We start from the raw sequence: 23,932 nt of genomic DNA, 5'->3' as shown, positions 1-23,932 counted from the left end.
AGAAGAACCTTGTTCCGTGTCCGGCGCACAGGGGTCGTGGCCGCGTTATTGCTCGCGGCGCTCGCGGGATCGCCAGGATCGACCCAGGCGCAGCAGAACACAGCCGGCCCCGCGCGGTCCGCGGGGCCCGCCTCCGCCGCGGACGCCGACGACCCGGGCGGGCTTCCCGCCGGATGGAGCCTCACCGGCGCGGGTGCGGCACGGCAACTGGTCTGGCGGTCGGACAGGCCGGTGCCCATCAGCGACGCGGGCGTCGCCTTCTACTCCGGGACCCGGTTCCTCGGCCGGCCCGTCGGCACACCCGACGGCCGCTCGTTCAGGCTCGCGGTGGGCCCGGCACGGCTCGGGGACCCCTCCGGCCTCCAGGCGCGGACCGGTGAACGGCGCCTGGACGCCGCGGGCGCCGGACAGAGCGGGCCCGCCGGGCCGGACGCGCCCGAGGGGCGGCCCGGACTGTCGGCCCGGCCTCCGGCGAGGCCGCCGGTGAACGCCGTCGACCCCGGGAAGCCCGGCTCCTACCGGACCGCCACCGGCGACTACAAACTCCCCTCGGTCCGCCTGCCCGGCCTCGCCGAACGCGTCGAGATGCGCGCCGTGGTGGTCGCTCCCACGGACGCCCCGGGACACCGGCCCCTCGCCCTGTTCCTGCACGGCCGCCACACCACCTGCTACGGCGGTGACGGCTCCGGCGGCGAATGGCCCTGCCCCACGGGCAGCCGGCCCGTCCCGAGCTACCGGGGTTACCTGGCCGACCAGAAGCTGCTGGCCTCACAGGGCTATGTGACCGTCTCCATCGCCGCCAACGGCATCAACGGCCAGGACTACGCGGCGGAGGACGGCGGCGCGCAGGCCCGCTCGTCCCTGGTGCGGCAGCACCTCGCCCGCTGGGCCGGCTGGGCCGCCCGCCCGGACTCCGCACCCCCGATCGTGCGGCGCACGGCCGGCGCTGACCTGTCGCGCGTCCTGCTGGTCGGCCACTCGCGCGGCGGCGAGGGCGTGAACCGGGCCGCCATGGACAGCCTCAGCCCCGCCCCGGCCGACCAGGACGGCTATCACGGGCCGGTGCGCTGGCACATCCGCGGCACCGTCCTCATAGGCCCCACCATCTTCGGGCAGAACCCGGCGCCCGACGTGCCCTCCGTGACGATCCTGCCCGGCTGCGACGGCGACGTGTCCGATCTCCAGGGTCAGATGTACGTCGACGCGACCCGCGGGGTCGGCCGCGGTGCCGCCCTGCACAGCGCCGTCCACATGATCGGCGCCAACCACAACTTCTTCAACAGCGAATGGACTCCGGGCCAGGCCCAGGCACCCGCGGAGGACGACTTCTGGAGCGGCGACGAGCGCGACCGGGTGTGTTCGCCGGGAACCGCGACCCGCTTGACGGCTCGTCAGCAGCAGGCCGCCGGCGCGACCTACATCGCCGCCGCCGCGCGGCTCTTCGTCGCCGGTGACGACCGTGTACGGCCGCTGCTCGACGGTTCGGGGCGGCGCGCGCCCTCCGCCGGGCCCGCGCGCGTCCTCACCCACGCGGTCGGCGGACGCCGCACCCCCGCGTTCCTGCCGGACGGGCGGGTCTCCGTCGACGGCGGCAGGCTGTGCGACGAGGTGACCGAGGTCGTGTCCGCGGCCTGTCTCGGCTCCGGCCGGAACGGTGTCTCGCCGCACTTCGCCCCGTGGGCGGCGTCGCATGAGCCGGGCCGCCGTGCCGTGGCCCTGCGCTGGACGGCCGCGGGTTTCCCGGTCCGGATCCGTTCGGCGCGGCCGGTCTCGGTCGCCGGCTCCCGGGCTCTGGCGTTGCGCCTGATCGTTCCGCCGAACACCAGGGACAACCGGTTCGACATCCGGCTGACCGACACCGCGGGCCACCGGGCGACCCTGGGGAGCGTCCGGCTCGACGGCCTGCCCGGAACCGACCGCACGGCCTCCTACTGGGGCCAGGAGGTCCGGCTGCCGCTGGCCGCCGCGATCCGCGCGGGCGTCGACACGCACCGGCTGCAGGCCCTGGAGATCGTCCCGCGCACCCGCTCCGGGCAGGCGTGGCTGGTCGACTCGTGGGGGTGGCGCGCCGGAACCCCCACGGTCCGGGCCGCGGACCTCGCACGGGTCGACATCGGCCGGCTGACCGTCGAGGAGGGCGACGCGGGCGCGCGGACCTACCACGTGCCGGTGACGGTCACCGGACATGGAAAGGGCACGGTCCGGCTGTTCGTCGCCGATCCGGACACGGGCCGGACCACCTCGCGCGAGATCACCGTACGGCCCGGTGACCCGGCCCCCGACGTGACGGTCGAGGTCCGGGGCAACACACGTTTCGGCTACGACGTGTCGCACGACGTCTTCGCGAAGGCGGTCCGCGGGGCGGTGGTCGGCACCTACCGGGGCGGGGTCACAGCGCACAACGACGATCCGATGCCCGCCTTCGAGGTGACCCCGGCCTCCGCCCGCGCGGCCGAGGGCGGGAAGCTCACCTGGCGGATGGGCCTCTCCGCGCCGGCCGACGTGGACATGCAGTCCGACATCGCCCTCGTGCGGGTCACCGGCGGTACCGAACTGTCCACCACCGACGTTGATCCGCAGTGGCTGCGGAACACGTCCGGCAAGGAACCGCTGCCGTCACGGCCGCTGTCCCAGGTGAGCGGATTCTTCCTGTTCGCCGGCATACCCGCCGGCCGGACGAGCACGGAGTTCACGATTCCCACCGTCCGGGACCGCCTCCACGAGCGGGAGGAGACGGTACGGCTGCGCATGACCGTCTACGACGAGACGGGCCGGCCCCACGCCGGACCGGAGTTCACCGGCACCGTGCACGACCCGGCGTAACCGCCACCGGCCCGCGCCCCGGCCGGACCCGGTCCCGCACCCCCGGGTCCGGGACTCCGGCCGGCGCGCGGGGATCCGTGCCCCGGCCGCGGCGCGCGGCGCCTACTTCTCGTCGAAGACGAGGTCCTCCGGAGGGCGGTTGAGCCGCACGGTGTCGCCGTTCGTGACGTCCACGATCGTGTCGAATCCTGTCCACTGGCCGGTGGACAGGACGAACAGCCGGTCCTCGCGCTGCTCCAGGTAGGCACGGAAGCCCTCCAGGGACGGATCGCCGTCATTGAGCTGGAGGTAGTCCGCCAGCCGGCGGAAGAGCTTGGGCAGCAGCACCGCGGACTCGGTCAGCGTGGCCGGGCCCTCCACCTTCGCTCCGCTCCGGGTCTGGTCGGAGGGCCACAGCCCGAGCCCGTTCTCGCGGGCCCGTCGCGCCGCCCCGGACAGCTCCCGCCGGAGGCCGACGAAGAGGTTGCGGTAGAAGGTGGGGTAGGCCAGGCCTTCGGCGAGCTGATGATGGTTGGCGGTCTGCCGAAGGTGCTCGGCGGTGACCGTGACGAGCGACCCGCTGGCACCGGGGGCGGCCTCGGCCCCGCGGCCCGCGAGCGCCACACAGCGCCCGTGGACGTCCGCGCTGCGGGTCAGTATGTAGCCGGGTACGGACTCGGGCGCACTGTGCCTGACGATTCCGTTCGCGCCGCGCTCCACCTCCTCGAACCCCAGCCAGCCGAGCAGCGCCTCCGCGGCCCTGCCGGCGTACGGAGCGGGCTGATGGAGTTCGGGCCCGTGCGGCGGCCGGTAGTGGGTCTCCAGGGTGTCGATGCCGTCCAGCCGGAGCTGGGCCCCGCCCGCCAGATTGCGGCGCACCTTCCGTCCTCGCAGCAGGTCCCACTCCCCGGGATCGTCCGGGACGAATCGGACCGAGTCACCGTCCGGGCTGGCCCCGACGATTCTGTACGACCCCTTGATCAGCAGCATCGGCATGCCGGTTCCCCCATCTCTCGCAAGGCCCCTCCACGATGGCCCGCACGGCGTCGTATGACACCTCGGCGGAGCGCGATGAGTACCCGAAGTCAGGCGATGGGCGGACCGTGCCACGGCGCCCGGCAGCACACGGCGTACGCCGCACGTGGTCACGCCCGGCGCCGCCGGCCGTGCCGCTCGCCGGCACGAGCGGGGCTCGGGTCCTCAGAACTCCTCGTGAGTCGTGGGGTCCCCGCCGAGGCGCCGCCGCGGACGGTCGCCGACGGCCGTCATCTCGGCGGGGGAGAGCTCGAACCCGAAGAGGTCGAGGTTCTCCATCTGGCGCCGTGCGTCGGCTGACTTGGGGATGGGCACCGCCCCCAGCTGGACGTGCCAGCGCAGCACGACCTGACCGGGCGTCACTCCGTGTGCCTCGGCGATTCTTCCGATCGCGGGGTCGTCGAGGAGGCCGGAGCCGCGGCCCAGGGGGCTCCAGCTCTCCGTGACGATGCCCTTGTCGTCGTGGAAGGCGCGCAACTCGTCCTGGGGAAGCAGGGGATGGAGCTCGATCTGGTTCACCGAGGGAAGCACTCCGGTCTCGGCCTCCAGGCGTGCGAGGTGTTCGGCGGTGAAGTTCGAGACGCCGATCGCTCGCACCAGCCCCGCGTCGCGGAGTTCGATCATCGCCCTCCACGAGTCCACGTACTGGTCCACGCGAGGCAGCGGCCAGTGGATGAGGTAGAGATCTACGTAGTCGAGTCCGAGGCGGCCGCGTGACTCCTCGAAGGAGGCGAGCGTCTGCTCGTGACCGTGGTGCCTGCCCGGCAGTTTCGTCGTGACGACGATGTCCTCGCGAGGGACACCGGAGCGGGCGACGCCCCGCCCGGTGCCGGTCTCGTTGCGGTAGTTGGCCGCCGTGTCGAGAAGCCGGTAACCCATGGCGAGCGCTCCGCTCACGCTGTGCTCGGCCTGTGCGTCGTCCATCGGCCAGGTGCCGAGGCCGACGGCCGGGATCTTCGTACCGTCGTGGGCCGTGCGGTCCGGGATGCTGATCACGAGGAGCCCTTCCGAAGCTGCGAGAGGTACCCGCCCATCGTGCACGGCCGCCGTCGTCGCGGCGACGCGGGCGCGCCGCCGCCGACCCCGCCCGACCCCGCCCGATCGGGGCCGGGTGCCGCTGCGCAGCTGCGCGCATCGGGGACGGCTCATGGGTGCGCCGGCCCGCCCGCCCGGCGGACGAGCGGGCCGAAGCGGTCGGTTCAGGTGGTGTGCAGGGTGAGCCCGTAGCGGTTCAGGATCTCGTTCACGGGCTGATACCAGGTCTGGCCTCCGCCGGTGCAGTTGCCCCATCCGCCGGAGGTGACGCCCTGTGCCTGGTCACCGCTGATGAACGAGCCGCCGGAGTCGCCGGGTTCGGCGCAGACGCTCGTCTTGGTCATCTGGTGCACGGCACCCTGGCTGTAGTTGACGGTCTCGTTCTTCGCGAGGACGTTGCCGCAGTGCCAGTGGGAGGTCGAGCCGGAGCGGCAGATCGACGCGCCGATCGGGGCCTCGCCCGAGCCCCGGACGAGCTGGTCGGAGACGGTGCCCCAGCCCAGGACGACGGGCACGGTCCACCAGCCGCTGCCCACGTTGACCCAGGCGTAGTCGTTGTCGGGGAACGAGGAGCCCTGGAAGTTGCCGATGTAACTGCCGTCCCACCCGCGGACGCTCGCGCCCGGCTGGGCACAGTGCCCCGCGGTGACGAAGCCGCCGTACACCGAGAAGCCTATGGAGCAGCGGACGTTGCCGGTGTAGTAGGGGTCTCCGCCCACGGTGCCGGCCGCGTACGTCCTCGGTGCCTGGGCGGTCTGGCGCACGACCACGGGACCGGCGGCGCGGGCGCGGGTGACGAAGGACCGGACATCGTTGTCATCCTTGTGCGTGGACACCACGTCGACGACTACGGAGCTGGTCTTGGGGTCGACGTGCCAACTGCTCACGCCGGCCGGTGCGTCGAGCGCGTCGATGCGCGCCATGGTGCTGTCGAGCTGCCGCTGGCTGTGTTCGACCAGGGTGACGCGCGCTCCGGTCGCCTCCACGGCGTCCCGCGACGCGGCTTCGGTGACGGCCACGACGAGCGCGCCGCTTCCGGCGTCGAACCAGGAGCCCCCGTAGGAGGCGCCGGCCGCACGGCGGGCGGCGCGTTCGACGCCGCGTGCAGCGGTTTCCTGGGCGAGCCGGGTGGTCGCCTGCTGCCGGGTGAGTCCGAGGTCGTGCTGCATGGCCGAGATGACGCCCGAGGAGGCGGGAGCGGGGGTCGCCGCGGCGGTGAGGGGGGCTTCGCCGGCGGCGGCCTGGGTGAGTCCGAGTGTCGCGGCGCCGGCGAGTAGGCCGGTGGTCAGGGCGACGCGCAGAACTGTAGTGCTTCTCATGGGAGTTGCCTTTCGTCGATCCGATGACCGGTGAGTGGGGCGAAGGGCAGGAGAGAGCGCTCTCAGAGTTGCGTGAACGAGGGTGCTGGGAGGTGATTGTCAGGTCCATACCAATGCGTGGACCGCTTGTTCGGCCCGTCCGGAGTGCGGGGGCTTCGGGTGTTCCCGGCCGCTGTGACTGCTTCCTCGTGGTGTGGGCCATGTGGCCCTGAAGAGGCTTTCGGAGTCACTTTCCGTCAGAGTCCGATGTCGCCCCGACGGGTTCTACGCGATCTTGAGGCTGAGGGTGAACCGCGTCTGATCACCGTTGTGTTGGCAGTAGGCTCAACCTGCTGCGGCGCCCCGATGATCACTCATGCTCGGTAGGGAATCGACCCGTGGCGATCGACGGGATCCCAACTGCGTGAGGATGAAGCACACGTGCTGATAGCGGGGCGGTATCGGCTGCAGACAGCTCTCGGGCGGGGCGCCATGGGGGAGGTGTGGCGGGCCTACGACGAGATGATCGGCAGGTCCGTGGCCGTGAAGCTGCTTCTCTCCCAGGACGCCGACCCGACGGCCGCGGCCCGGTTCCGTCTGGAGGCTCAGACCGCGGGCCTGCTCAACCATCGTCATGTGGTGGGTGTCCTGGACTTCGGGGCCTACGAGAACCGGCTGTTCCTCGTGATGGAGCTGGTCGAGGGCGACAGCCTCGCCGGTGTCCTCACCGACGCCGGGCGGCTTCCCGCCGACCGGGTGGCGCGGATCGCCGCCGAGGCCTCCGCGGGGCTGGCAGCCGCGCATCAGCAGGGCATCGTGCACCGGGACATCAAGCCGGGCAATCTGCTCCTGGACGCCGAAGGGAGCGTCAAGATCGGCGACTTCGGGATCGCCCGCTTCATGGACGACCCGGCGGGCGGCCTGACCGCGACCGGGCAGATCGTCGGCACCAGCCTGTACCTCGCTCCCGAGCGGGCCCTGGGCAAGACCGCCGGGCCGCCCTCCGACATGTACTCGCTGGGCTGCGTCCTGTACCAACTCCTCACCGGACGGACGCCGTTCCAGGCGAACACCCCCGTCGCGGTCCTCCACCACCACCTCGACACCGCCCCCACCCCGCCGCGGGAGCTCGGTGTCGACCTGCCGCCCGCCTTCGAGAACCACCTGCTCGGTCTGCTGGCGAAGAAGCCCGAGGACCGGCCCACCGCGCTCGAGGCGTCCGCCTGGTATGCCTCGGGCTCCTGGCAGGGGCGTGCCGAGCCGCTCCCGGCCGCGGTGCCGGAGCCGGGACGTCACCGGCAGGCGGTCAGGCCCGCGGGCCCCGCGACGACGTACGCGCTGCCGTCGGTGATGCGGGACACCTCGGGCGGCGGTCACCGGTCGCGCCGGCGCCAGCGCTCGGGGGTCGGCGAACTCCTCGCCGACCGGCGGAGAATCGTGGGCGCGGCCGCCGGAGCCGTGGTCTTCCTGCTGGCCGTGCTCGTGGGTGTGGCCGTGTTCTCGCCCGACAGCAGCTCCGCGGAGACGCCGGAGCCCGGCTCGACCGCCGGGGTCGGCTCGTCCGCTCCCGCCGTCCCGGCTCCGGAGGGCTCTCCCACCGGTTCGTGACCGGCTGTACGGGGCCGAAGGCGGCCGTCGTCCGCACGCCGGGACGGTCTCGCCACGGGTGTCGCCGCGGGCCTGTCCGTGTGTGTGCGGCCGCTCGCGGTGTCGTCGGTCACGGTGGGCGGGACCGCGCGTTCCGGATATGCGTGACATCCCGTCACGCGGGGCTTCGGTGTGCTGTCCGGCGGTCTTGTCTCGAACGGCGCGGTTGGCGCAACTCCCCGATGTTTATGGGGAGTTCGTCGATCTGGTACATGTGAGACGTGGCGCTTTCGTGCCAGCGTCCGCTGTTCCCTCCGCAGGTCCGGGGTCGATAGAAAACACTCCATGATCTCCCGCATACCCCCCAGTCGGAGCGGCCGAAGAGCCCTCGCGGCAGCGGTCGGTACCGTCGCGTTCCTGACCTCCCTGGCCTCGCCGCCCGGCCTCGCCATGGCTGACGCCCCGACAGCGACCGATGCGGCCCGCCCCGTCACGGACACGGGCACGGGCACGGGGCAGCACACCGTGACCCTCCTGACCGGCGACGTCGTACGCGTCACCGACGCCGGCGACGGCAGGCGGACCGCGGACATCACCCGCGCGCCCGGCGCCACCGGCGGCGTGCGCACCGAGACCGTCGACGGCGACCTCTACGTCTACCCGGACGAGGTGCTGCCCTACCTCGCCGCGAACCGCCTCGACAAGCGGCTCTTCGACGTCACCTCCCTCATCGAGCAGGGCTACGACGACGCCCACAGCACGGGCATCCCGCTGATCCTGGGCTACGGCGCCAGGACCGCGCCCGCCGACCGGACCGCACCCACCGGCACCAAACGGGTGCGCTCGCTGCCCGCGATCCGCGGCACCGCCGTCCGGGCCGCCAAGAAGCAGGCCCGGAAGCTCTGGAAGTCCGTAGCCCCGGCCACCTCCTCCGCCGCGCCCGAGCTCGACGACGGCCTGTCGAAGATCTGGCTGGACGGCAGGGTCAAGGCCACCCTCAGGGACAGCACCGCGCAGATCGGCGCCGCCACCGCCTGGGGCAAGGGCCTCGACGGCAAGGGAGTCAAGGTCGCCGTGCTGGACACCGGCGCCGACCTCGGCCACCCCGTTCTCGCCGGGCGGATCGGCGGGACGCGGAGCTTCGTGCCGGGCGAGGCCGTTCAGGACGGTCATGGTCACGGCACCCACACCGCCTCCACCGTCGGCGGCAGCGGAGCCGCCTCCGACGGAGCCGAGAAGGGTGTGGCCCCCGGAGCCGACCTGCTGATCGGCAAGGTGCTCGCCGACAGCGGCTACGGCGACGAGTCCTGGATCATGGCCGGCATGGACTGGGCGGCGGACCAGGGTGCCAGGGTCGTCAGCATGAGCCTCGGCACCTCGACGCCCTCCGACGGCACCGACGTGATCAGCCAGGCGGTGAACCGCCTCACGGACGAGAGCGGCGCGCTGTTCGTCATCGCCGCCGGCAACTCCGGGGCCGAGGGCACGGTCGGCAGCCCCGGCGCGGCCGACAAGGCGCTGACCGTCGCGGCCGTGGACTCCGCCGACAAGCGGGCGTCGTTCTCCTCCCAGGGCCCGCGCGTCGGCGACTACGGCCTCAAGCCGGACATCTCCGCCCCCGGCGTGGCCGTACTGGCGGCCAAGGCCGGCGGCAGCGCGGCGACCGGCTGGTACCAGACGATGAGCGGTACCTCGATGGCGACGCCGCATGTCGCCGGCGCCGCCGCGATCCTGGCGCAGGAGCACCCGGGCTGGAAGGCGCAGGAAATCAAGGACGCGCTGATGAGCGCGTCCAAGGAGCTCCCGGCGTACACCACCTACCAGGTGGGCGGCGGGCGTGCCGACCTCGCCGCGGCGACCGCCGCGTCGGTGACCGCGACCGGTTCGGTGTACTTCGGCATCGACGCCTGGCCGCACGCCGGCTCCGGGACGGTCGGCCGTACGGTGACCTACCGCAACTCGGGTGCAGAGCCGGTGGAGTTGCACCTGGCCGCGAACGCCACCGTGGCGGGCGGCCCGATGGACACGGACCCCGCCGCCGACAAGGGCAAGCCCGCCCCGGAGGTGATGTTCACGCTCTCCGCCGACACCGTGACCGTGCCCGCGCACGGCACCGCCACCGTCACCGCGACCGCCGAGCCGGGCCTGGGGGCCGACGGCCGCCGCTACCTCGGTCAGGTCACCGCGAAGGACGAGTCCGGCGCGGCGTCGGTCCGTACCCGGTTCGGCCTGTACCGGGAGGACGCCCGGCACAACCTGTACGTCACCCTCAAGGACCGTTCCGGCAGGCCGATGGCGGGCTGGGTCGAGATCCAGCGTCTCGGCAGCGCCGAGGACCCGTACGGCGTGACCATCGACGACAGCGGCGAGGTGAACCTGCGCCTGCGCGAGGGCACGTACAGCCTCCTGACGTACCAGGAGGTGGCCGGCAGTCACGGCCCCGACTCCGTGGGCATGGCGCTCATGGGCGACCCGGAGGTCGTCCTCGACCAGGACCGGGAGGTCGCGCTCGACGCGAGCCGCACCCGTGAGGTCACCGCGGAGGTCCCGCGCCGGACCGAGGACCGGTCGCTGTCCATGAACTGGTACCGCGCGGACGGCCAGGCGGGCAACGCGTGGGGCGTGGGCGCCGTGGAGGTGCAGTATCTGCTGGACGCCAGGTACGACAGCATGTTCGTGCTGCCCACCCGCAAGGCCACCCAGGGCACCTTCGAGTACGAGACCCGCTGGCGCAAGGCCCTCCCGGCGCTGACCGTCACCGACGACGGCAGGCCTGTCCAGGTCATCGGCCAGGGCCGCACCGCGCTGTACGACGGACACGAACGCCTGAAGGCGGTGTACGCGGGCACCGGCACCCCCGCCGAGTACGCCGCCCTGAACGTCAACGGCAAGGTCGCGCTGGTGACCCGCTCGGACGCGCTCACCGGCGCCCGGCGCGCGCAGGCGGCGGCCGACGCCGGGGCGGCGCTGCTGCTCGTCGTCAACGACAGGCCGGGCAAGCTGATCGAGTCCGTCGGCACCTCCACCGCCTACAGTGCCGTGCCCGTGTTCTCCGTGACCGCCCGGAACGGGGCGTCGCTCGTCGCCGACGCCCAGCGCGGCCGGCTGCGGCTGGACGTCGAGGGCGTGCCCAACTCCCCCTACATGTAAGACCTGTCCGACCCGCACCCCGGGCAGATCCCGTCCACCGGGCTGACCTACCGACCCCGTCCGTCCGAACTGGCCACCGTCGAGATGCGGTTCCACGCCGCCACCGCCACCCCGAGCGGCGAGTGGCGGTCGGGCTACCGTCCCTACCGCAAGTACGGCTCCGGGTTCCTGCAGCGCCTGGACATCCCCGGCACCCGCACCGACCACGTCTCGGCACAGGAGGGGACGGCCTGGGTCGAGTCCCAGGGCGCCGGGCCGGGGCTGCTGCTGTCGAGCCAGGGGCCGCGCACCGCGTACAAGCCCGGCTCGTGGCAGGTCCGCGACTGGTTCAGGCCGGTCACGCGCCCCGCCAACGGCGGCACCTACTGGTGGTCGCAGCGGCAGAAGACCTCGCTCGCGTTCAACATCCAGCCCTGGTCCGACAGCGGTGACGGCCACGGCGGCGTCATCCAGTCCAACGGTCCGGCGAAGGTCGGCCTGAAGGTCTACCAGGACGGCACCCTGATCAAGACCTCCAACACCTCGGCCGCCAACTTCGTCCATCCCCCGACCGTCCCGTCGGTCTACACCCTCGACATGACGGCCGAACGCGACGCGGACACCTACCGGCTGTCCCCCCCGCACCCACACGGTGTGGCAGGTCACGTCCGACCCGGTCACCGACCCGAACGTGATCGACCGGGTGGCGGTCCTGCAGATGGACTACGACGTCGTCACCGACCTCGCGGGCGACGCCCGCGGCGGGCTGCAGGCGCTGCGCCTGACCCCGCATCACCTGGAGGGCGCGGCGGGTGCCGGGAAGATCAAGGGTGCCGCGCTGTCGGTGTCGTACGACGACGGCGCGTCCTGGACGCCGGTCAAGGTGATCGGCAGGTCCGGCACCTGGACCGCCCTCTACAAGGCGCCGCACGACGGTTTCGTCTCGCTGAACGCCGAGGGCTGGGACGACGCGGGCAACCGCATCACGCAGGAGGTGATCCGCGCCTACGGCCTGAAGTAGTCCGCGTGCGGACACCCGCACGGGCGGCGTACGGGGCGGCTTCGTCGCCGTCGAGGACGACGACGGAGCCGTCCCGTCCGGGCAACCAATAGGGGCGCCCGGCCGTCCTTTGGACGAGGATCCCGGAAGGGGGCGCCGATGGGGCTGGTACGTGTACTGCTGCCGTTGCCGCGAGCGGCGGCCCGGCTCGGTCCGGACCCGGGGCGGCGGCTGCTCGGCGCCGCGCTGACGCGTTGCCTGGCCCCGGACTGGGTGCTCCTGCGGCCGCCCCCGCCGTGGCGCCGGCTGGCCTGGGCCGAGGAGGCGACGGCCGTGTACCGGGCGCTGGCCGAGCGGGAGGACGCCCGCCCGAGGGACCGGGACCTGCTGGCCCGCGGTCTCGTCTGGCAGGCCTACACGCTGCTGCTCGTCGGCCGCTGCGAACAGGCGTGCACGGTGATGGACGCGGCGGTGGCCGTGCCGGGTGCGCGGTGGTCGCCGGCACAGCGGGCCCTCTTCCTGCATCTCAGGGCACAGGCGCAGTTCGGCCTGGCACGGCTGGACGACGCGCTGGGTTCGGCGGAGGAGTGCGTGGAGGCCTACCGTCGTCTGATCCCCACCCGGAGGGACCGGACGCTGGGCGGCCTGCCGGGTGCGTTACGCACGTACGCACTGGTGCTGGGGGCCCTGAACCGCACGGAGGAGTCCGTGGCCGCCTACGAGGAGTGCGCCGGGCTGGTGCGGGACATGTCGGTGCGCGAGTTGAGCCACGCGGTCTTGGTGCGGGTCCGGGTGATGTGCGAACTCACGGCCGGTCTGGTGGAGTTGGGCCGCCATGAACAGGCGCTGTCCGTCGGCCGGGAGGCCCGGGACACTGCCGACGCGATCATGGTGAGGGTCGCGCCCGAGATCGTACGCCCGTTGCGGGTGCGTCTCTTCGCGGACCTGGCCCGTTGCCTGGCGGCCACCGAGGACCCGTCCGCGGCACGGACCACCGCCGAGGAGGCCGTGGCCGAAGCCCGGACCCTGGCGGGCCGGGACCGGACGACGGGTGAACGCCTGCTCGTCCTCGCGCTCGACTGCCTGGCCGACCGGCTCCGTGAACTGGATTCCCCGGACGGAGAGTTGACCGCCCGACGGGAGGCGGTGGACCTGAGCGCCGGTCTCGCCGCCGAACGGCCGGATATCTACGACCCGCTCCTCGCCGTGTGCCTGGAGCGGCTGGCCGACTGCCACAGGGCTGCTGGTGAACGCCGTGACGCGGTGCGGGAGGGGGAGCGTGCCGTGGCCGCGTACCGCCGCGCGGCCGACCGCGACCCCGCGGCCCAGGAGCCGCAACTCGCCCGTGTGCTCGTGGACTTGAGCCTGCTGCGGCAGGACGAGGGGGACCTCGATGGCGCGGTCGGGGACGCCCGGGAGGCGGTCGCCCTGACGCGCCGACTGACCGAGCCGGACCTGCCGGCCCATCACGCCCTGACGGCCCGCCGTCTCAGAGTGCTCGGCCGCGCTCTTCGCGAGGCCGGGGACCACGGGGCGGCCGTCGCCTGCTGCACCGAGGCGGAGTCCATCCTCACCGACGCGTCGGAGAGTTCCGGGACGGGCGCGTACACGGAGTCCCTGGCCGCCGCACGCACCGCTCTCGCCCTCGCGCTCGACGCGGAGGCCCGCGCCCACCTGGCCGGCGGACGGGCGGACGAGGCGGTCGCGGCACTGCGCTCCCTGCTGGCGCTCACCCGCCGCACCGACGGGACACACGTCCACGCCCGCTGTGTCACCGCCTTCGCCGACGCCCGCGCGGAGCACGGGGACACGGTCCTCCCCGCCTGGAGGCGAGCGACCGGGCAGGAGTTCCCCACGTTCGTGTACCGCCCGTCCGGAACCGGGGCGGGGGACCGGCCGCCGGACGGGAACTGAGCTTCGAAGGCCGAGCCGGCGGATCTCCGGCGGAGCGGGCGGAACGCGCCCCGTATCCGGCGGGTGAGCGCCGGAGCACGGACGGCGCTCTCCGGTCGCGTGTCGCCGGCGAGCGCATAGGGTGGAACTCTGACAAACCAGAATGTTTAGGTGGTCAACGGTCTACGGAAGTGTGATGGGTGCATCGCTGGGCGGACACGGCGGACAGGACGCGGAGCTCGACCAGGCGGTTCTCGGGGCGCTCTTCTCCGAGTCGACCGTCGGTCTCCATGTCCTCGACCCGCAACTCCGCCTGGTGCGCTTCAACACGGCTGCCCGCTTCGTCAAGGCGTTCGCCCTGGAGGAGGCCCTGGGGCGCCACCCGAGGGAGTGGGGCGGCGACTTCTACGCCGGGAACTACGAGGCGACGCTGCTCGAGGTGCTGGACACCGGTGTGCCCGCCCTGGACGTCGAGGTGCGCGGTCACCTGAGTCCCGAACAGTCCGAGATCGTTCTGTCGGTCTCGTGCTTCCGGCTGGAGGACGCCACCGGCGGTGTCCTGGGGCTGGCGACGGCCATCGTGGACATCACCGAACGCAAGCGGGCGGCGGCACGACTGGCCCTGCTCGAACGGGCGGGCGGGCGCATCGGCACCACCCTCGACATCTTCCGCACGGCGCAGGAGTTCGCCGACGAGATGGTCCCCGAACTGGCCGACACCGTCGTCGTCGAGGTGCTGGACTCCGTCCTGCGGGGCGAGGCCGGCGCTCCGGGCAGTCTTCTGGAGTACGGGGCACTGCGCTGCACGAGCCGTCGTTCCACCGCACTGGACGCCGAGAGGTACCTCCCCTCCATCGGCGAGGCGGTCGGCCTGTCCTCGGCGACCCCCTTCGCGCAGTGTCTGTCCGACCTCCGGCCGCGCATCGTCCAGGAGCTGACCACCGACGCTGGCTGGCTGGAGCGGGAACCGGTGCGAGGCCGCCGGCTGGCCGACGCGGGGGCGCATTCGCTGCTCGTGCTGCCGCTCACCGCCCGCGGCTCCGTGATCGGGCTGGCCCACTGCTACCGGGACCGCACTCCGCAGGCCTTCGACGGCGGAGACCTCGCGCTGGCCGCCGAGCTCGCCGACCGGGTGGCCCTGTGCCTGGACAACGCCCGCCTGTACGCGAGGGAGCGTTCGGCCGCCCGCGTCCTCCAGCTCAGTCTGCGGCCGGCCCGGGTGCGCGGCCACGGCGCGGTGGAGACCGCCTACAGCTACTGCCCGTTCGGCGCCGGGGGCGACTGGTTCGACGTGATCCCGCTGTCCGGATCGCGGGTGGCCCTGGTGACGGGTGACACGGCGGGCCGGGGCCTGGAGGCCGCCGCCACCATGGGTGAGGTGCGGGCCGCGATCAGCGCGCTGGCCGTCCTCGACCTGGCCCCCGAAGAGGTCCTGGAACGGCTGCACGCCCTGGTGACCCGGCTTCACGGGGAGCGGCCGGGGCGCGCGGACGCCACGGTGGACGACGAGCCGGACGACACCACCTGTCTCTACCTCGTCTACAGCCCCGTCACCCGCCGCTGCGCGATCGCCAGCGCCGGGCATCCGCCCCCCGTGCTCGCCCGGCCCGACGGGACCGTCGAGTACGCCATGGTGCCCGCCGGACCGCCGCTGGGCCGCGGCCTGGCCAAGTACGGCACCGCCGAGTTCGACGTCGCGGAGGACACCGTCCTGCTGCTGTGCAACACCGCGATGCTGCGTGCCGTCTCGGACGACCCGCAGGACCAACTGGACCGTATCGGCGGGGCGTTGCAGCCGGCCGACCGGCCGTTGCAGGAGATGTGCGACGAGGTGCTCTACAAGCTGGCACCGGAGCAGATGGAGAGCGACGCCGTCCTGCTGCTGGCCCGTACCCGCGCCCTCGGGCCGGACAGGGTCGCGTCGTGGACACTGCCCAACCATCCGGCGTCCGTCGCCGACGCCCGCTCCCGCGCCGAGCACGCGCTCGCGGACTGGGGACTGGAGCAGCACGCCTTCACCGTCACCCTGGTCGTCAGCGAACTCGTCACCAACGCGGTCCGCTACTCGGACGGCCCCATCGGCGTGCGCCTGATCCTCGACGGTTCCGCGGTCGTCTGCGAGGTGACCGACGACAGCAGCACCGTGCCCCACCTCCGGCACGCCGAGGAGGTCGACGAGGGCGGCCGCGGCCTGTACCTCACCTGGCAGGTCAGCCGAAGCTGGGGGACCCGGCCCGAAGCCCGCGGAAAGACGATCTGGGCGGAGGTCGCCCTGTCCGACGACGAGTGAGCGCGGGGCGGGAACGACCGCTGGGGAGATCCGCCCGACCCGACCCGACCCCGGCCCGACCCCGGCCCCGGCCCGTCCCCGGCCGACGGCCGACCGGGTTGCCCCGCGCGGGCCGCCGGTACCGGACGCGTCGGCGTGCCGTGTCGGCCGGGGCGGCCCGGACGGACGTCCGTTACGCTCGCAGCGCCACAGCGGGCCCGAGGACACGGAGGACACGACGGCGGGGATCAATCGCGAGCGCCTCGTCCGGACGCTGACGTTCTGGCTGCGTCCCGCGTTCGCGTTGCGCGTCGTCAACCGGTTCCAGAAGATCGTGGGCTTCGACCGCTCGATGGCGCTGGCGTCCAGCGCGCTCACCGCGCTGATCCCGCTCATGATCCTCATCGGTGCCCTGTTGAGCAGTTTCTCGGACTACGACGCGGCCGACCGGATCGTCCAGCGTTACGGCCTCACCGGACAGGGCGCCGAGGCGGTCAGGTCGCTGCTGGAACCCGCGGAGAGCGCCAGCGCGAGCGTGGGCGTCTTCGGGAGCCTGTTCCTGATCATCTCCACGCTGAGCTTCGCGCGCGCCTCCCAGCGGCTCTTCGAACAGACCTGGGAACTGCCTCCGCTGAGCGTCCGCAACACGAGGAACGGCCTGTGGTGGATCCTCGGGCTCGGCGGCTACGCGGTCGTCACCGGCTGGCTCCACGCGGTTCTCGGCGGGACCAAGCTGGGCCTGGTGCCGGCGGCCGTCGAGATCCCGGTGAGCGTCGCCTTCCTCGTCTGGACCGGCTGGGCGCTGTCCGCGAAGCGGATCCCCTGGCGCGAACTGCTGCCCTTCGGGGTCACGGCGGGAGCGCTGACCGCGCTCTACTCGGTGGGCGCGTCCGTGTATCTGCCGCGCCTGTTCAACTCCTACGCCGGACGCTACGGATCGGTGGGCGCCGTCTTCGCGATGATCTCGGCGCTCTTCGCCGCGATGTTCGTCGTCGTCGCGTCGGCGGCCCTCGGACGCGAGATGCGCGATGAGCTGGACCGGATCCGCAAGGGCGGCCGGCCGTCCGACGACGCGGTCCGCCGCGAGTGGGACAGCGTGGTCGAACAGGCCCGTCTGCGCTGGCGCACCACCCGGGAACAGGTCTCCTCCCGCCGGCGCTCGAAGGAGGCGAAGGACTCGAAGGAGGCCAAGGACCCGAAGGACCCGAAGGACCCGAAGGACCCGAAGGACCCGAAGGACTCGAAGGAGTAGCGCGGGCTAGTGCGCGCGGGCGATGAGCAGGGCGACGTCGTCGTGGTCGTCGGAGTTGCGCAGACCGTACAGGAGAAGATCGCAGATCTCCTCCAGCGGTCTGCCCGGTTCGTCGAGGAAGGTGAGAAGGACGTTCAGGCGGTCGTCGATGGGATGCAGCCGGGTCTCGACGAGCCCGTCCGTGTAGAGGACGAGCAGATCACCCGCGTCGAGTTCGACCGTCGTGCTCTCGAAGGGGACGCCGCCGACGCCCAGGGGAGCGCCCGGGGGAAGGTCCAGCAGCGAGGGGGCGCTGCCCGAGTGGACCAGCGCGGGCGGCATGTGTCCGGCGTTGGCGATGCGGCACTGCCTGCTGTGGGGGTCGTACACCGCGTAGATGCAGGTGACGATGTAGTGCTCCAGATCGCACGTGATCTTGTCGAGGTGCTGGAGTACCTCGCCGGGGTCGAGGTCCAGGTCGGCGTAGGCGCAGGTCGCGGTGCGCAGCCGGCCCATGGTGGCGGCCGCGTCGATGCCGTTGCCCATGACGTCGCCCACGACCAGCGCCGTCCGGTCGCCGGCCAGCGGTATCACGTCGTACCAGTCACCACCGACCTCGCTCGTGGACTGGGCCGGCTGATAGCGGGACGCGACCTCCAGACCGGACAGGTTCGGCGGATGCTCGGGCAGCAGGCTGCGCTGGAGCGTGACGGCGGTGTTGCGCACGCTCTGGAACCAGCGGGCGTTGTCGATGGCCACGGCGGCACGGGTGGCCAGTTCACCGGCGAGCACCACGTCGTCGTCGTCGAAGGGGAGCGGATTGCGGGTGCGCTTGAGGTCCAGGGCGCCGAGCACCTCACCGTGCGCGATCAGCGGTACCGCGAGATACGAGTGGACGCCGGCCTGCGCCAGCAGCGCCGTGCCCTCGGCGTCGCGGGCGATACGGGGCAGATCGTGCTCGCCGACGTGCCGCACGAGGACGGGCCTGCCGGTGTGCACGCACAGGGTCACCAGCCGGTCGCCCTCGTACGTCGCGAGGTCACCGGGAGGGTCGGCGGCACGCAGGGCCACGGTGGGGTGGGACGCCTTGAGGGCGAGGGCGCGGAAGAATTCCGGCCCGTTGTCCGGCCTGCGCTTGCGGCGGCAGGCGAGCACGGAGTCGAGAACGTCCACGGCGACCACGTCGGCCAGTTCGGGGGCGGCGATGTCGGCCAGTTCGCGCGCGGTCTGCTCCACCTCCAGGGTGGTGCCGACGCGGGTGGAGGCGCTGGCGACGAGCGCGAGCCGGCGTCGCGCGCGGTCGGCCTCGGCGGCCGCGCGATGGCGCTCGGTGACGTCGACGACCGAGGCGGCGGCGCCCAGGACCCGTCCGCCCGGGTCCTCCAGCCGGTAGAAGGACAGCGACCAGGCGTGTTCGTGGTCGGGATCGGCCGGCGGGCGGCCCACGTGGTACTGGTCGAGCAGTGGTGTACCGGTGGTCAGGACCTGGCGCAGCGCCGATTCGACGGTGTCCACGTCGGGGAACGGCAGGGTCTCCCGCAGATGACGGCCGACGTGGTCCTCGGCGGGGATGCCGTCGATCCGTTCCAGTGCCGGGTTGACCATCAGGTAGCGCAGGTCGGGGTCCATCAGGGCCAGTCCGATGGGTGACTGGCTGATGAGCTGCTCGCACAGGGCCAGGTCGGTCTCGACGCGCTGGAGCAGGGTGTGGTCGGCCGCGATGCCCAGGGCGTAGACGTCCCCTAGATCGTCCAGGAGCCGCATGTTGCGGAACTCCATGAGACGGGTGCTGCCGTCCTTGTGCCGGATGGGGAACGCGCCCGCCCAACTGCGTCCCGTCTCCAGGACGTCGGCGAACAGCTCGGTGACGGCCTGCATGTGCTCGGGGTGGATGATCAGGCGCGCCGCGTACTTGCCGAGGGCCTCTTCCGCCGTGTACCCGATGAGCTCCTGGGCCTGCGGGGTCCAGAACACGATGCGCCCCTCGGCGTCGAGGACGAGCGCCCCCACGTTCAGGACGTCCAGCAGGCCGGTCGGCCGGGACGCTTCGGGTTCGAGACTGCCTGCACTGTCGGACTGCGTGGACTCGGCTGTCATCCCTGGCCCTCCTCCACCGGCCGGCGCGGTGCGCCGGCTCCGTGACCGCCGCCGGGCACCTGCGTACCCGACTCCGGCCCTTCCATGCTGCGCCCTGCCCCCGCCCTTGCCCACTCCAGGCGCCGCATTGGCATGTTCAGGATCAGGGTCGGGGGCCGCGCGGTGCCGCTCCCGGACGGTGATCGCCCGCCGGGTCTGCACATCCGGCGGACAAGCAGGAACATGGTCGTGTAGAGGATGAGAGCTTCATGGTTTCTGCTCAGGAAGGTTCCGACGCGCCCGTGTCCGAAGGACCGGGCGGTCCCCTTGACGCGTCCAGCGACGCGGCGGCGGTGGTGTCCGGCGACGGGACGGTGGTGGGCTGGACCAGGGGCGCCGAGGCGCTTCTCGGCCACCGGGCCGCCGAGCTGGTCGGCTCCCCGGCCGCCCACCTGCTCGCGCTGCGGGACCCCACGAGGGTGGCGGCGGTCGCGGAGCGCTGCCGCGGCGGAATGGGCTGGAGCGGTCACATCCCGCTGCTGCACCGCGACGGCCGGCGCGTCGACGTGGACCTGCGGGTCTCCGCGTCGTTCCGCATGGGCGGGAGCGAGTGCTTCCTCCTCTCGGCACGGGACCGCAGACGGCCGTGGACGGTCGGCCCGGCCTTCCTCGACGGATTCCTGACCCACTCGCCGGTCGGCATGGCCGTACTCGATCTGCAACTGCGCTATGTCTGGATGAACGACACCCTGGAACACCTGGGCGGTGTGCCCCGCGATCAGCGGCTCGGGCGCCGGCTGAGCGAACTGCTGCCGGGGCTGCAGGCGGACACCATCGAGGGACTGATGCGCAAGGTCCTCGCGACCGGCGAGCCGATGATCGACTACGAGTACCTGGGGTGGAGCTGGGCCGACCCGCACCGCCGGCACGCCTACTCCACCTCGTTCTTCCCGCTGCTCGGCGTCGACAACTCCTACACCGGCGTGTGCTACATGGTCCTCGACGTCACCGACCGATGGAACGCCCGGCAGATCCTGTCGCTGGTGAACGAAGCCGGGACGACCATCGGCGGCACCCTCGACGTCATGCGCACGGCCCAGGAGATCGCCGACTTCGCCGTGCCCCGGTTCGCGGACTTCGTCATCGTCGACCTCCTCGAATCCGTCCTCAGCACCGAGGGGCACGGAGCCTGGCTCTCGGACGCCGGGCCCGCGCCCGCCAAGCCGATGATGCGGCGCGCGGGCATGAGCTCGGTACGGGAGGGGTGCCCGGAGGCCGTGGCCCGGATCGGCGACCGGGCGGACTTCCTGCCGCCGCCCCACGACGTGAACCTGCTCACCAGCGGCGATCCCGTCCTCATGCAGGTCCTCGACCCTGACGACGACCTGTGGATCGCCGAGGAGCCCGAACGGGCGGCCAGCATCCGGCGGTACGGGCTGCACTCCCTCATCTCCGTGCCGATGCGGGCGCGCAACACCGCTCTCGGACTCACCACGTTCCTGCGCTCTCTCAACCCCGTCTCGTTCCAGCCCGACGACGTCCTGCTGGCCCGCGAGGTGGTGGCGCGCGCGGCGCTGTGCGTCGACAACGCCCGCCGCTACACCCGCGAACACACGGCCGCGATCACCCTTCAGCGCAGTCTGCTGCCGCACGTCCTGTCGGGCGGGACTGCCCTGGAGGTGGCCTCGACCTACCTGCCGGCGGACCCGAGCGGCGGGGTCGGCGGCGACTGGTTCGACGTCATCCCGCTGTCCGGAGCCCGGGTCGGCCTGGTCGTCGGCGACGTCGTCGGCCACGGCATCACCGCGGCGGCCACCATGGGCCGGCTGCGGACCGCCGTGCAGACCCTCGCCGACATGGAACTGCCCCCCGACGAACTGCTGGCACACCTCGACGACCTCGTGCTCCGTCTCAGCGAGGAGCGCACCCAGGAGAAGCGCACCGACCGGAGCACCACGGAAGCGGAGGCCGACCGGAACACCACCGCGTCCTTCCTCGGGGCGACCTGCCTCTACGTCGTCTACGACCCCGTCACCAGGTGCTGCACGATGGCCCGGGCCGGGCATCCGCCGCCCGTGTTCGTCGCCCCCGACGGGCGCGTCTCCTATCCCGACCTGCCCGCCGGACCCCCGCTCGGCCTCGGCGGGATGGCCTTCGAGAGCCAGGAGACCGAGCTGGAGGAGAACAGCCTGATCGGCCTCTTCACCGACGGTCTCGTGGCGGGAGCCCACTACGACATGGAGCTGGGCATGGCGCAGCTCGGGGAACTGCTCGCCCGGCCCGACCCCGACCTCGAAGCGCTGTGCTCGGCCGCGGTACGGCAGCTCGTGCCCGTACCGCAGCCCGACGACATCGCCCTGCTCCTGGCCCGCACCCACACGCTCGGGGACGACCACGTCGTCTCCTGGGAGGTGCCCGTGGACCCGGCCGCCGTCTCCGAGATGCGGGCCCGCGCCACCCGCGCCGTCGAGGGATGGGGGATCGGGGAACTGACCATGACCACCGAGCTGATCGTGAGCGAGCTCGTCACCAACGCGATCCGCTACGCCGTACCGCCGATCAGGCTGCGTCTGCTCCGCGACACCCGGCTGACCTGCGAGGTGTCCGACGCGAGCAGCACCGCCCCCCGGCTCCGGCACGCCCGGAGCATGGACGAGGGCGGCCGGGGCCTGTTCCTGGTGGCCCAGCTCTCCCACCGCTGGGGAGCCCGGCACACGCCGGAGGGAAAGATCATCTGGGCCGAGCAGGAGATCCCCTGAGGCCGCCGGGCCACCCGGGACCCAGGGCGTGTCCGCCCTAGAGATCACCGTCCTGATCGCCGTACGCGGCACGGTAGGCGGCGACCGCCGTGGGCAGGGTGGGGAAGATGCGGTCCTCGCCGACCGACTCGCTCAGGCCGTACGCGTCCAGGTCGTCGCGCAGATCCTGCTTGACCCGGGCCATCGCGAACTCGACACCCCTGCCCTCGAGTTCCCGGCGCAGCTCGTCCAGCGAGTCCAGGGCAGTGATGTCCACCTCGACGTTGGCCTCCGCGTTCAGGACGAACCACCGGACCGGCACCTCCTGTTCGGCCACCGCGGCCAGGGCGCTGCGCCGGAAGTCCTCCGCGTTGGCGAAGAACAGCGGGGAATCGTAGCGGTAGACCAGCAGACCGGGGATCACCCGCGCGTCCGGGTAGTCGTCGACGTCGTGCATGCCCGCGAGCCCCGGCACCAGACCCTGGACCGCGTCGTGCGGGCGCGCCACCCGGCTCAGCAGCTCGGCGACGGACAGACCCACCGCCACGAGCACCCCGTAGAGGATGTCGAGGGCGAGGACGCCGACGAGACAGCCGAGCGCCAGCAGGAGTTCGCGCAGCCGGAAGCCCGCCAGCCGCCGGAAGCCCGCCAGGTCGATCATCCGGATGGCGGCGTAGACGACCAGCGCACCGAGGACGGCCTTGGGCGTGTCGGTCAGCAGGGGACTCAGGAACAGCAGGACGGCCAGCACGGAGACCCCGGCCGTCAGCCCGTACGCCTGGGTGTGCGCGCCCCCGGACTGCGCGAGGGCCGTACGGCTGGCGCTGCTGCTCACCGGGAACCCCTGAAGGGTGCCCGCGCCGAGGTTCGCGGCCCCCAGGGCCAGCAGCTCCTGGTTCGCGTCCATCCCCGTGCCGCCGTCGTCCTCGGTCGTGAAGGCGCGCGCCGTGAGGATGAAGTCGGTGTACCCCACGAGCAGGACACCGACCGCGGGCAGCAGCAGTTCGGGCAGGGTGTCGAGCGGGGGGAACTCCGGGTGCGGCAGTCCGGCCGGGATCTCCCCGATCACCGCGAGGCCGTGGTCCCCGAGGTCGAAGGCCGCGGCCACCGCCGTACCCGCGACCAGGACCAGCAGCGGCCCCGGCACGCGCCAGCGGAAACGCGTGGCCAGATACAGGACGGCCAGGGCCGCGGCGCTGAAGAGGACCGTGGCGGGATGGATCTCGTCCAGGTTCCCGAAGAAGGAGGCCAGTTTCGGGAAGAACCCCGAACCGTCCGTCGGCACACCGGTGAGCTTCGTGAGCTGATCCACCATCATGATCAGTGCCACGCCCGCCAGATACCCGATCAGCACGGGCCGGGAGAGCAGATCGGCCACGAAGCCCAGCCGCGCGGCCCAGGCCACCACACACATGAGCCCGACGGCGACGGCGAGTGCGGAGGCCAGCACCGCGTACCGCTCGGGATCGCCCCCGGCGAGCGGCCCCACGACCGTCGCGGTCATCAGCGCGGTCGTCGACTCGGGCCCCACCGACAGAAGCCGGGACGAACCCAGCAGGGCGTACAGCACGATGGCGGGCAGGATCGCCCACAGACCCACGACCGGCGGCAGTCCCGCGACACTGGCGTACGCCATCACCTGCGGCACCAGATAGGCGGCCACCGTCACCCCGGCCAGCAGGTCTCCGCGCAGCCAGCTCCGCCGGTAGTGCCTGAGCACCGGAAGTCCGGGCAGCGCCGGCACGGGGGGACGCCACCCTCCGCTCGGGGTGCCGTGGTGCTTCGACACGGGCCAGTCCTTCGGATCGCGCCGACGATGTCATGGACAGGGGCCCGCCG

Annotated in this window: 13 protein-coding genes; 8 read left to right on the top strand and 5 right to left on the bottom strand. The window is 72.6% G+C overall.

The window, feature by feature from the left end; genetic code table 11:
* Positions 1-9 precede the first annotated feature (9 nt).
* On the top strand, positions 10-2,823 hold the full coding sequence (locus tag ACFYYF_RS01530) for a hypothetical protein (RefSeq protein ID WP_388770167.1): 2,814 nt from the start codon (positions 10-12) through the stop codon (positions 2,821-2,823).
* 102 nt (positions 2,824-2,925) lie between these two features.
* Here ACFYYF_RS01530 and ACFYYF_RS01525 read toward each other — a convergent pair whose 3' ends face one another.
* The 3 genes from ACFYYF_RS01525 to ACFYYF_RS01515 form a co-directional block, all read right to left on the bottom strand.
* A complete protein-coding gene (locus ACFYYF_RS01525; protein WP_388770164.1) occupies positions 2,926-3,798 on the bottom strand; it encodes a nuclease in 873 nt (290 codons plus the stop codon).
* A 204-nt stretch (positions 3,799-4,002) separates the two neighbouring features.
* A complete protein-coding gene (locus ACFYYF_RS01520) occupies positions 4,003-4,833 on the bottom strand; it encodes an aldo/keto reductase (RefSeq protein WP_388770161.1) in 831 nt (276 codons plus the stop codon).
* 203 nt (positions 4,834-5,036) lie between these two features.
* Complete coding sequence (locus ACFYYF_RS01515) at positions 5,037-6,191, bottom strand: S1 family peptidase (RefSeq protein ID WP_388770159.1); 1,155 nt, start codon at positions 6,189-6,191, stop codon at positions 5,037-5,039.
* 420 nt (positions 6,192-6,611) lie between these two features.
* Between ACFYYF_RS01515 and ACFYYF_RS01510 the strand changes: the two genes are divergently transcribed.
* The 6 genes from ACFYYF_RS01510 to ACFYYF_RS01485 all read left to right on the top strand — a co-directional run bounded on the left by ACFYYF_RS01510 (position 6,612) and on the right by ACFYYF_RS01485 (position 17,300).
* A complete protein-coding gene (locus tag ACFYYF_RS01510; RefSeq protein WP_388770156.1) occupies positions 6,612-7,778 on the top strand; it encodes a serine/threonine-protein kinase in 1,167 nt (388 codons plus the stop codon).
* 324 nt (positions 7,779-8,102) lie between these two features.
* Entirely contained in the window at positions 8,103-10,907 is a 2,805-nt protein-coding gene (locus tag ACFYYF_RS01505) for a S8 family serine peptidase (protein ID WP_388770153.1), read from the top strand.
* A gap of 631 nt (positions 10,908-11,538) precedes the next feature.
* Positions 11,539-11,907 carry a hypothetical protein gene (locus ACFYYF_RS01500; RefSeq protein ID WP_388770152.1) on the top strand — a complete coding sequence of 123 codons (369 nt, stop codon included), beginning with the start codon at positions 11,539-11,541 and terminating at the stop codon, positions 11,905-11,907.
* A 138-nt stretch (positions 11,908-12,045) separates the two neighbouring features.
* Positions 12,046-13,800: a hypothetical protein gene (locus ACFYYF_RS01495; protein WP_388770150.1), complete on the top strand. Its 1,755-nt coding sequence runs from the start codon at positions 12,046-12,048 to the stop codon at positions 13,798-13,800.
* 175 nt (positions 13,801-13,975) lie between these two features.
* Positions 13,976-16,069 carry a SpoIIE family protein phosphatase gene (locus ACFYYF_RS01490; RefSeq protein WP_388770147.1) on the top strand — a complete coding sequence of 698 codons (2,094 nt, stop codon included), beginning with the start codon at positions 13,976-13,978 and terminating at the stop codon, positions 16,067-16,069.
* 283 nt (positions 16,070-16,352) lie between these two features.
* On the top strand, positions 16,353-17,300 hold the full coding sequence (locus tag ACFYYF_RS01485) for a YihY/virulence factor BrkB family protein (protein WP_388770145.1): 948 nt from the start codon (positions 16,353-16,355) through the stop codon (positions 17,298-17,300).
* A 6-nt stretch (positions 17,301-17,306) separates the two neighbouring features.
* Here ACFYYF_RS01485 and ACFYYF_RS01480 read toward each other — a convergent pair whose 3' ends face one another.
* Positions 17,307-19,376, bottom strand: a complete 2,070-nt coding sequence (locus ACFYYF_RS01480) for a SpoIIE family protein phosphatase (RefSeq protein WP_388770142.1) — start codon at positions 19,374-19,376, stop codon at positions 17,307-17,309.
* A 248-nt stretch (positions 19,377-19,624) separates the two neighbouring features.
* On the opposite strand from ACFYYF_RS01480, the gene ACFYYF_RS01475 reads away from it, so the two are divergent.
* Complete coding sequence (locus tag ACFYYF_RS01475) at positions 19,625-22,114, top strand: SpoIIE family protein phosphatase (protein WP_388770140.1); 2,490 nt, start codon at positions 19,625-19,627, stop codon at positions 22,112-22,114.
* A 37-nt stretch (positions 22,115-22,151) separates the two neighbouring features.
* Here ACFYYF_RS01475 and ACFYYF_RS01470 read toward each other — a convergent pair whose 3' ends face one another.
* Positions 22,152-23,882, bottom strand: a complete 1,731-nt coding sequence (locus tag ACFYYF_RS01470; RefSeq protein ID WP_388770138.1) for a SulP family inorganic anion transporter — start codon at positions 23,880-23,882, stop codon at positions 22,152-22,154.
* Between the last annotated feature and the right edge of the window lie 50 nt (positions 23,883-23,932).

Source organism: Streptomyces sp. NPDC001914 (assembly GCF_042891215.1).
GTDB lineage: Bacteria > Actinomycetota > Actinomycetes > Streptomycetales > Streptomycetaceae > Streptomyces.
This window is presented reverse-complemented; position numbering and strand designations above follow the sequence as displayed.

Coding starts and splice junctions, on each gene's coding strand:
- ACFYYF_RS01525 (WP_388770164.1), bottom strand. CDS start 3,798: ATGCCGATGCTGCTGATCAAGGGGTCGTACAGAATCGTCGGGGCCAGC.
- ACFYYF_RS01515 (WP_388770159.1), bottom strand. CDS start 6,191: ATGAGAAGCACTACAGTTCTGCGCGTCGCCCTGACCACCGGCCTACTC.
- ACFYYF_RS01505 (WP_388770153.1), top strand. CDS start 8,103: ATGATCTCCCGCATACCCCCCAGTCGGAGCGGCCGAAGAGCCCTCGCG.
- ACFYYF_RS01495 (WP_388770150.1), top strand. CDS start 12,046: ATGGGGCTGGTACGTGTACTGCTGCCGTTGCCGCGAGCGGCGGCCCGG.
- ACFYYF_RS01490 (WP_388770147.1), top strand. CDS start 13,976: ATGGGTGCATCGCTGGGCGGACACGGCGGACAGGACGCGGAGCTCGAC.
- ACFYYF_RS01480 (WP_388770142.1), bottom strand. CDS start 19,376: ATGACAGCCGAGTCCACGCAGTCCGACAGTGCAGGCAGTCTCGAACCC.
- ACFYYF_RS01475 (WP_388770140.1), top strand. CDS start 19,625: ATGGTTTCTGCTCAGGAAGGTTCCGACGCGCCCGTGTCCGAAGGACCG.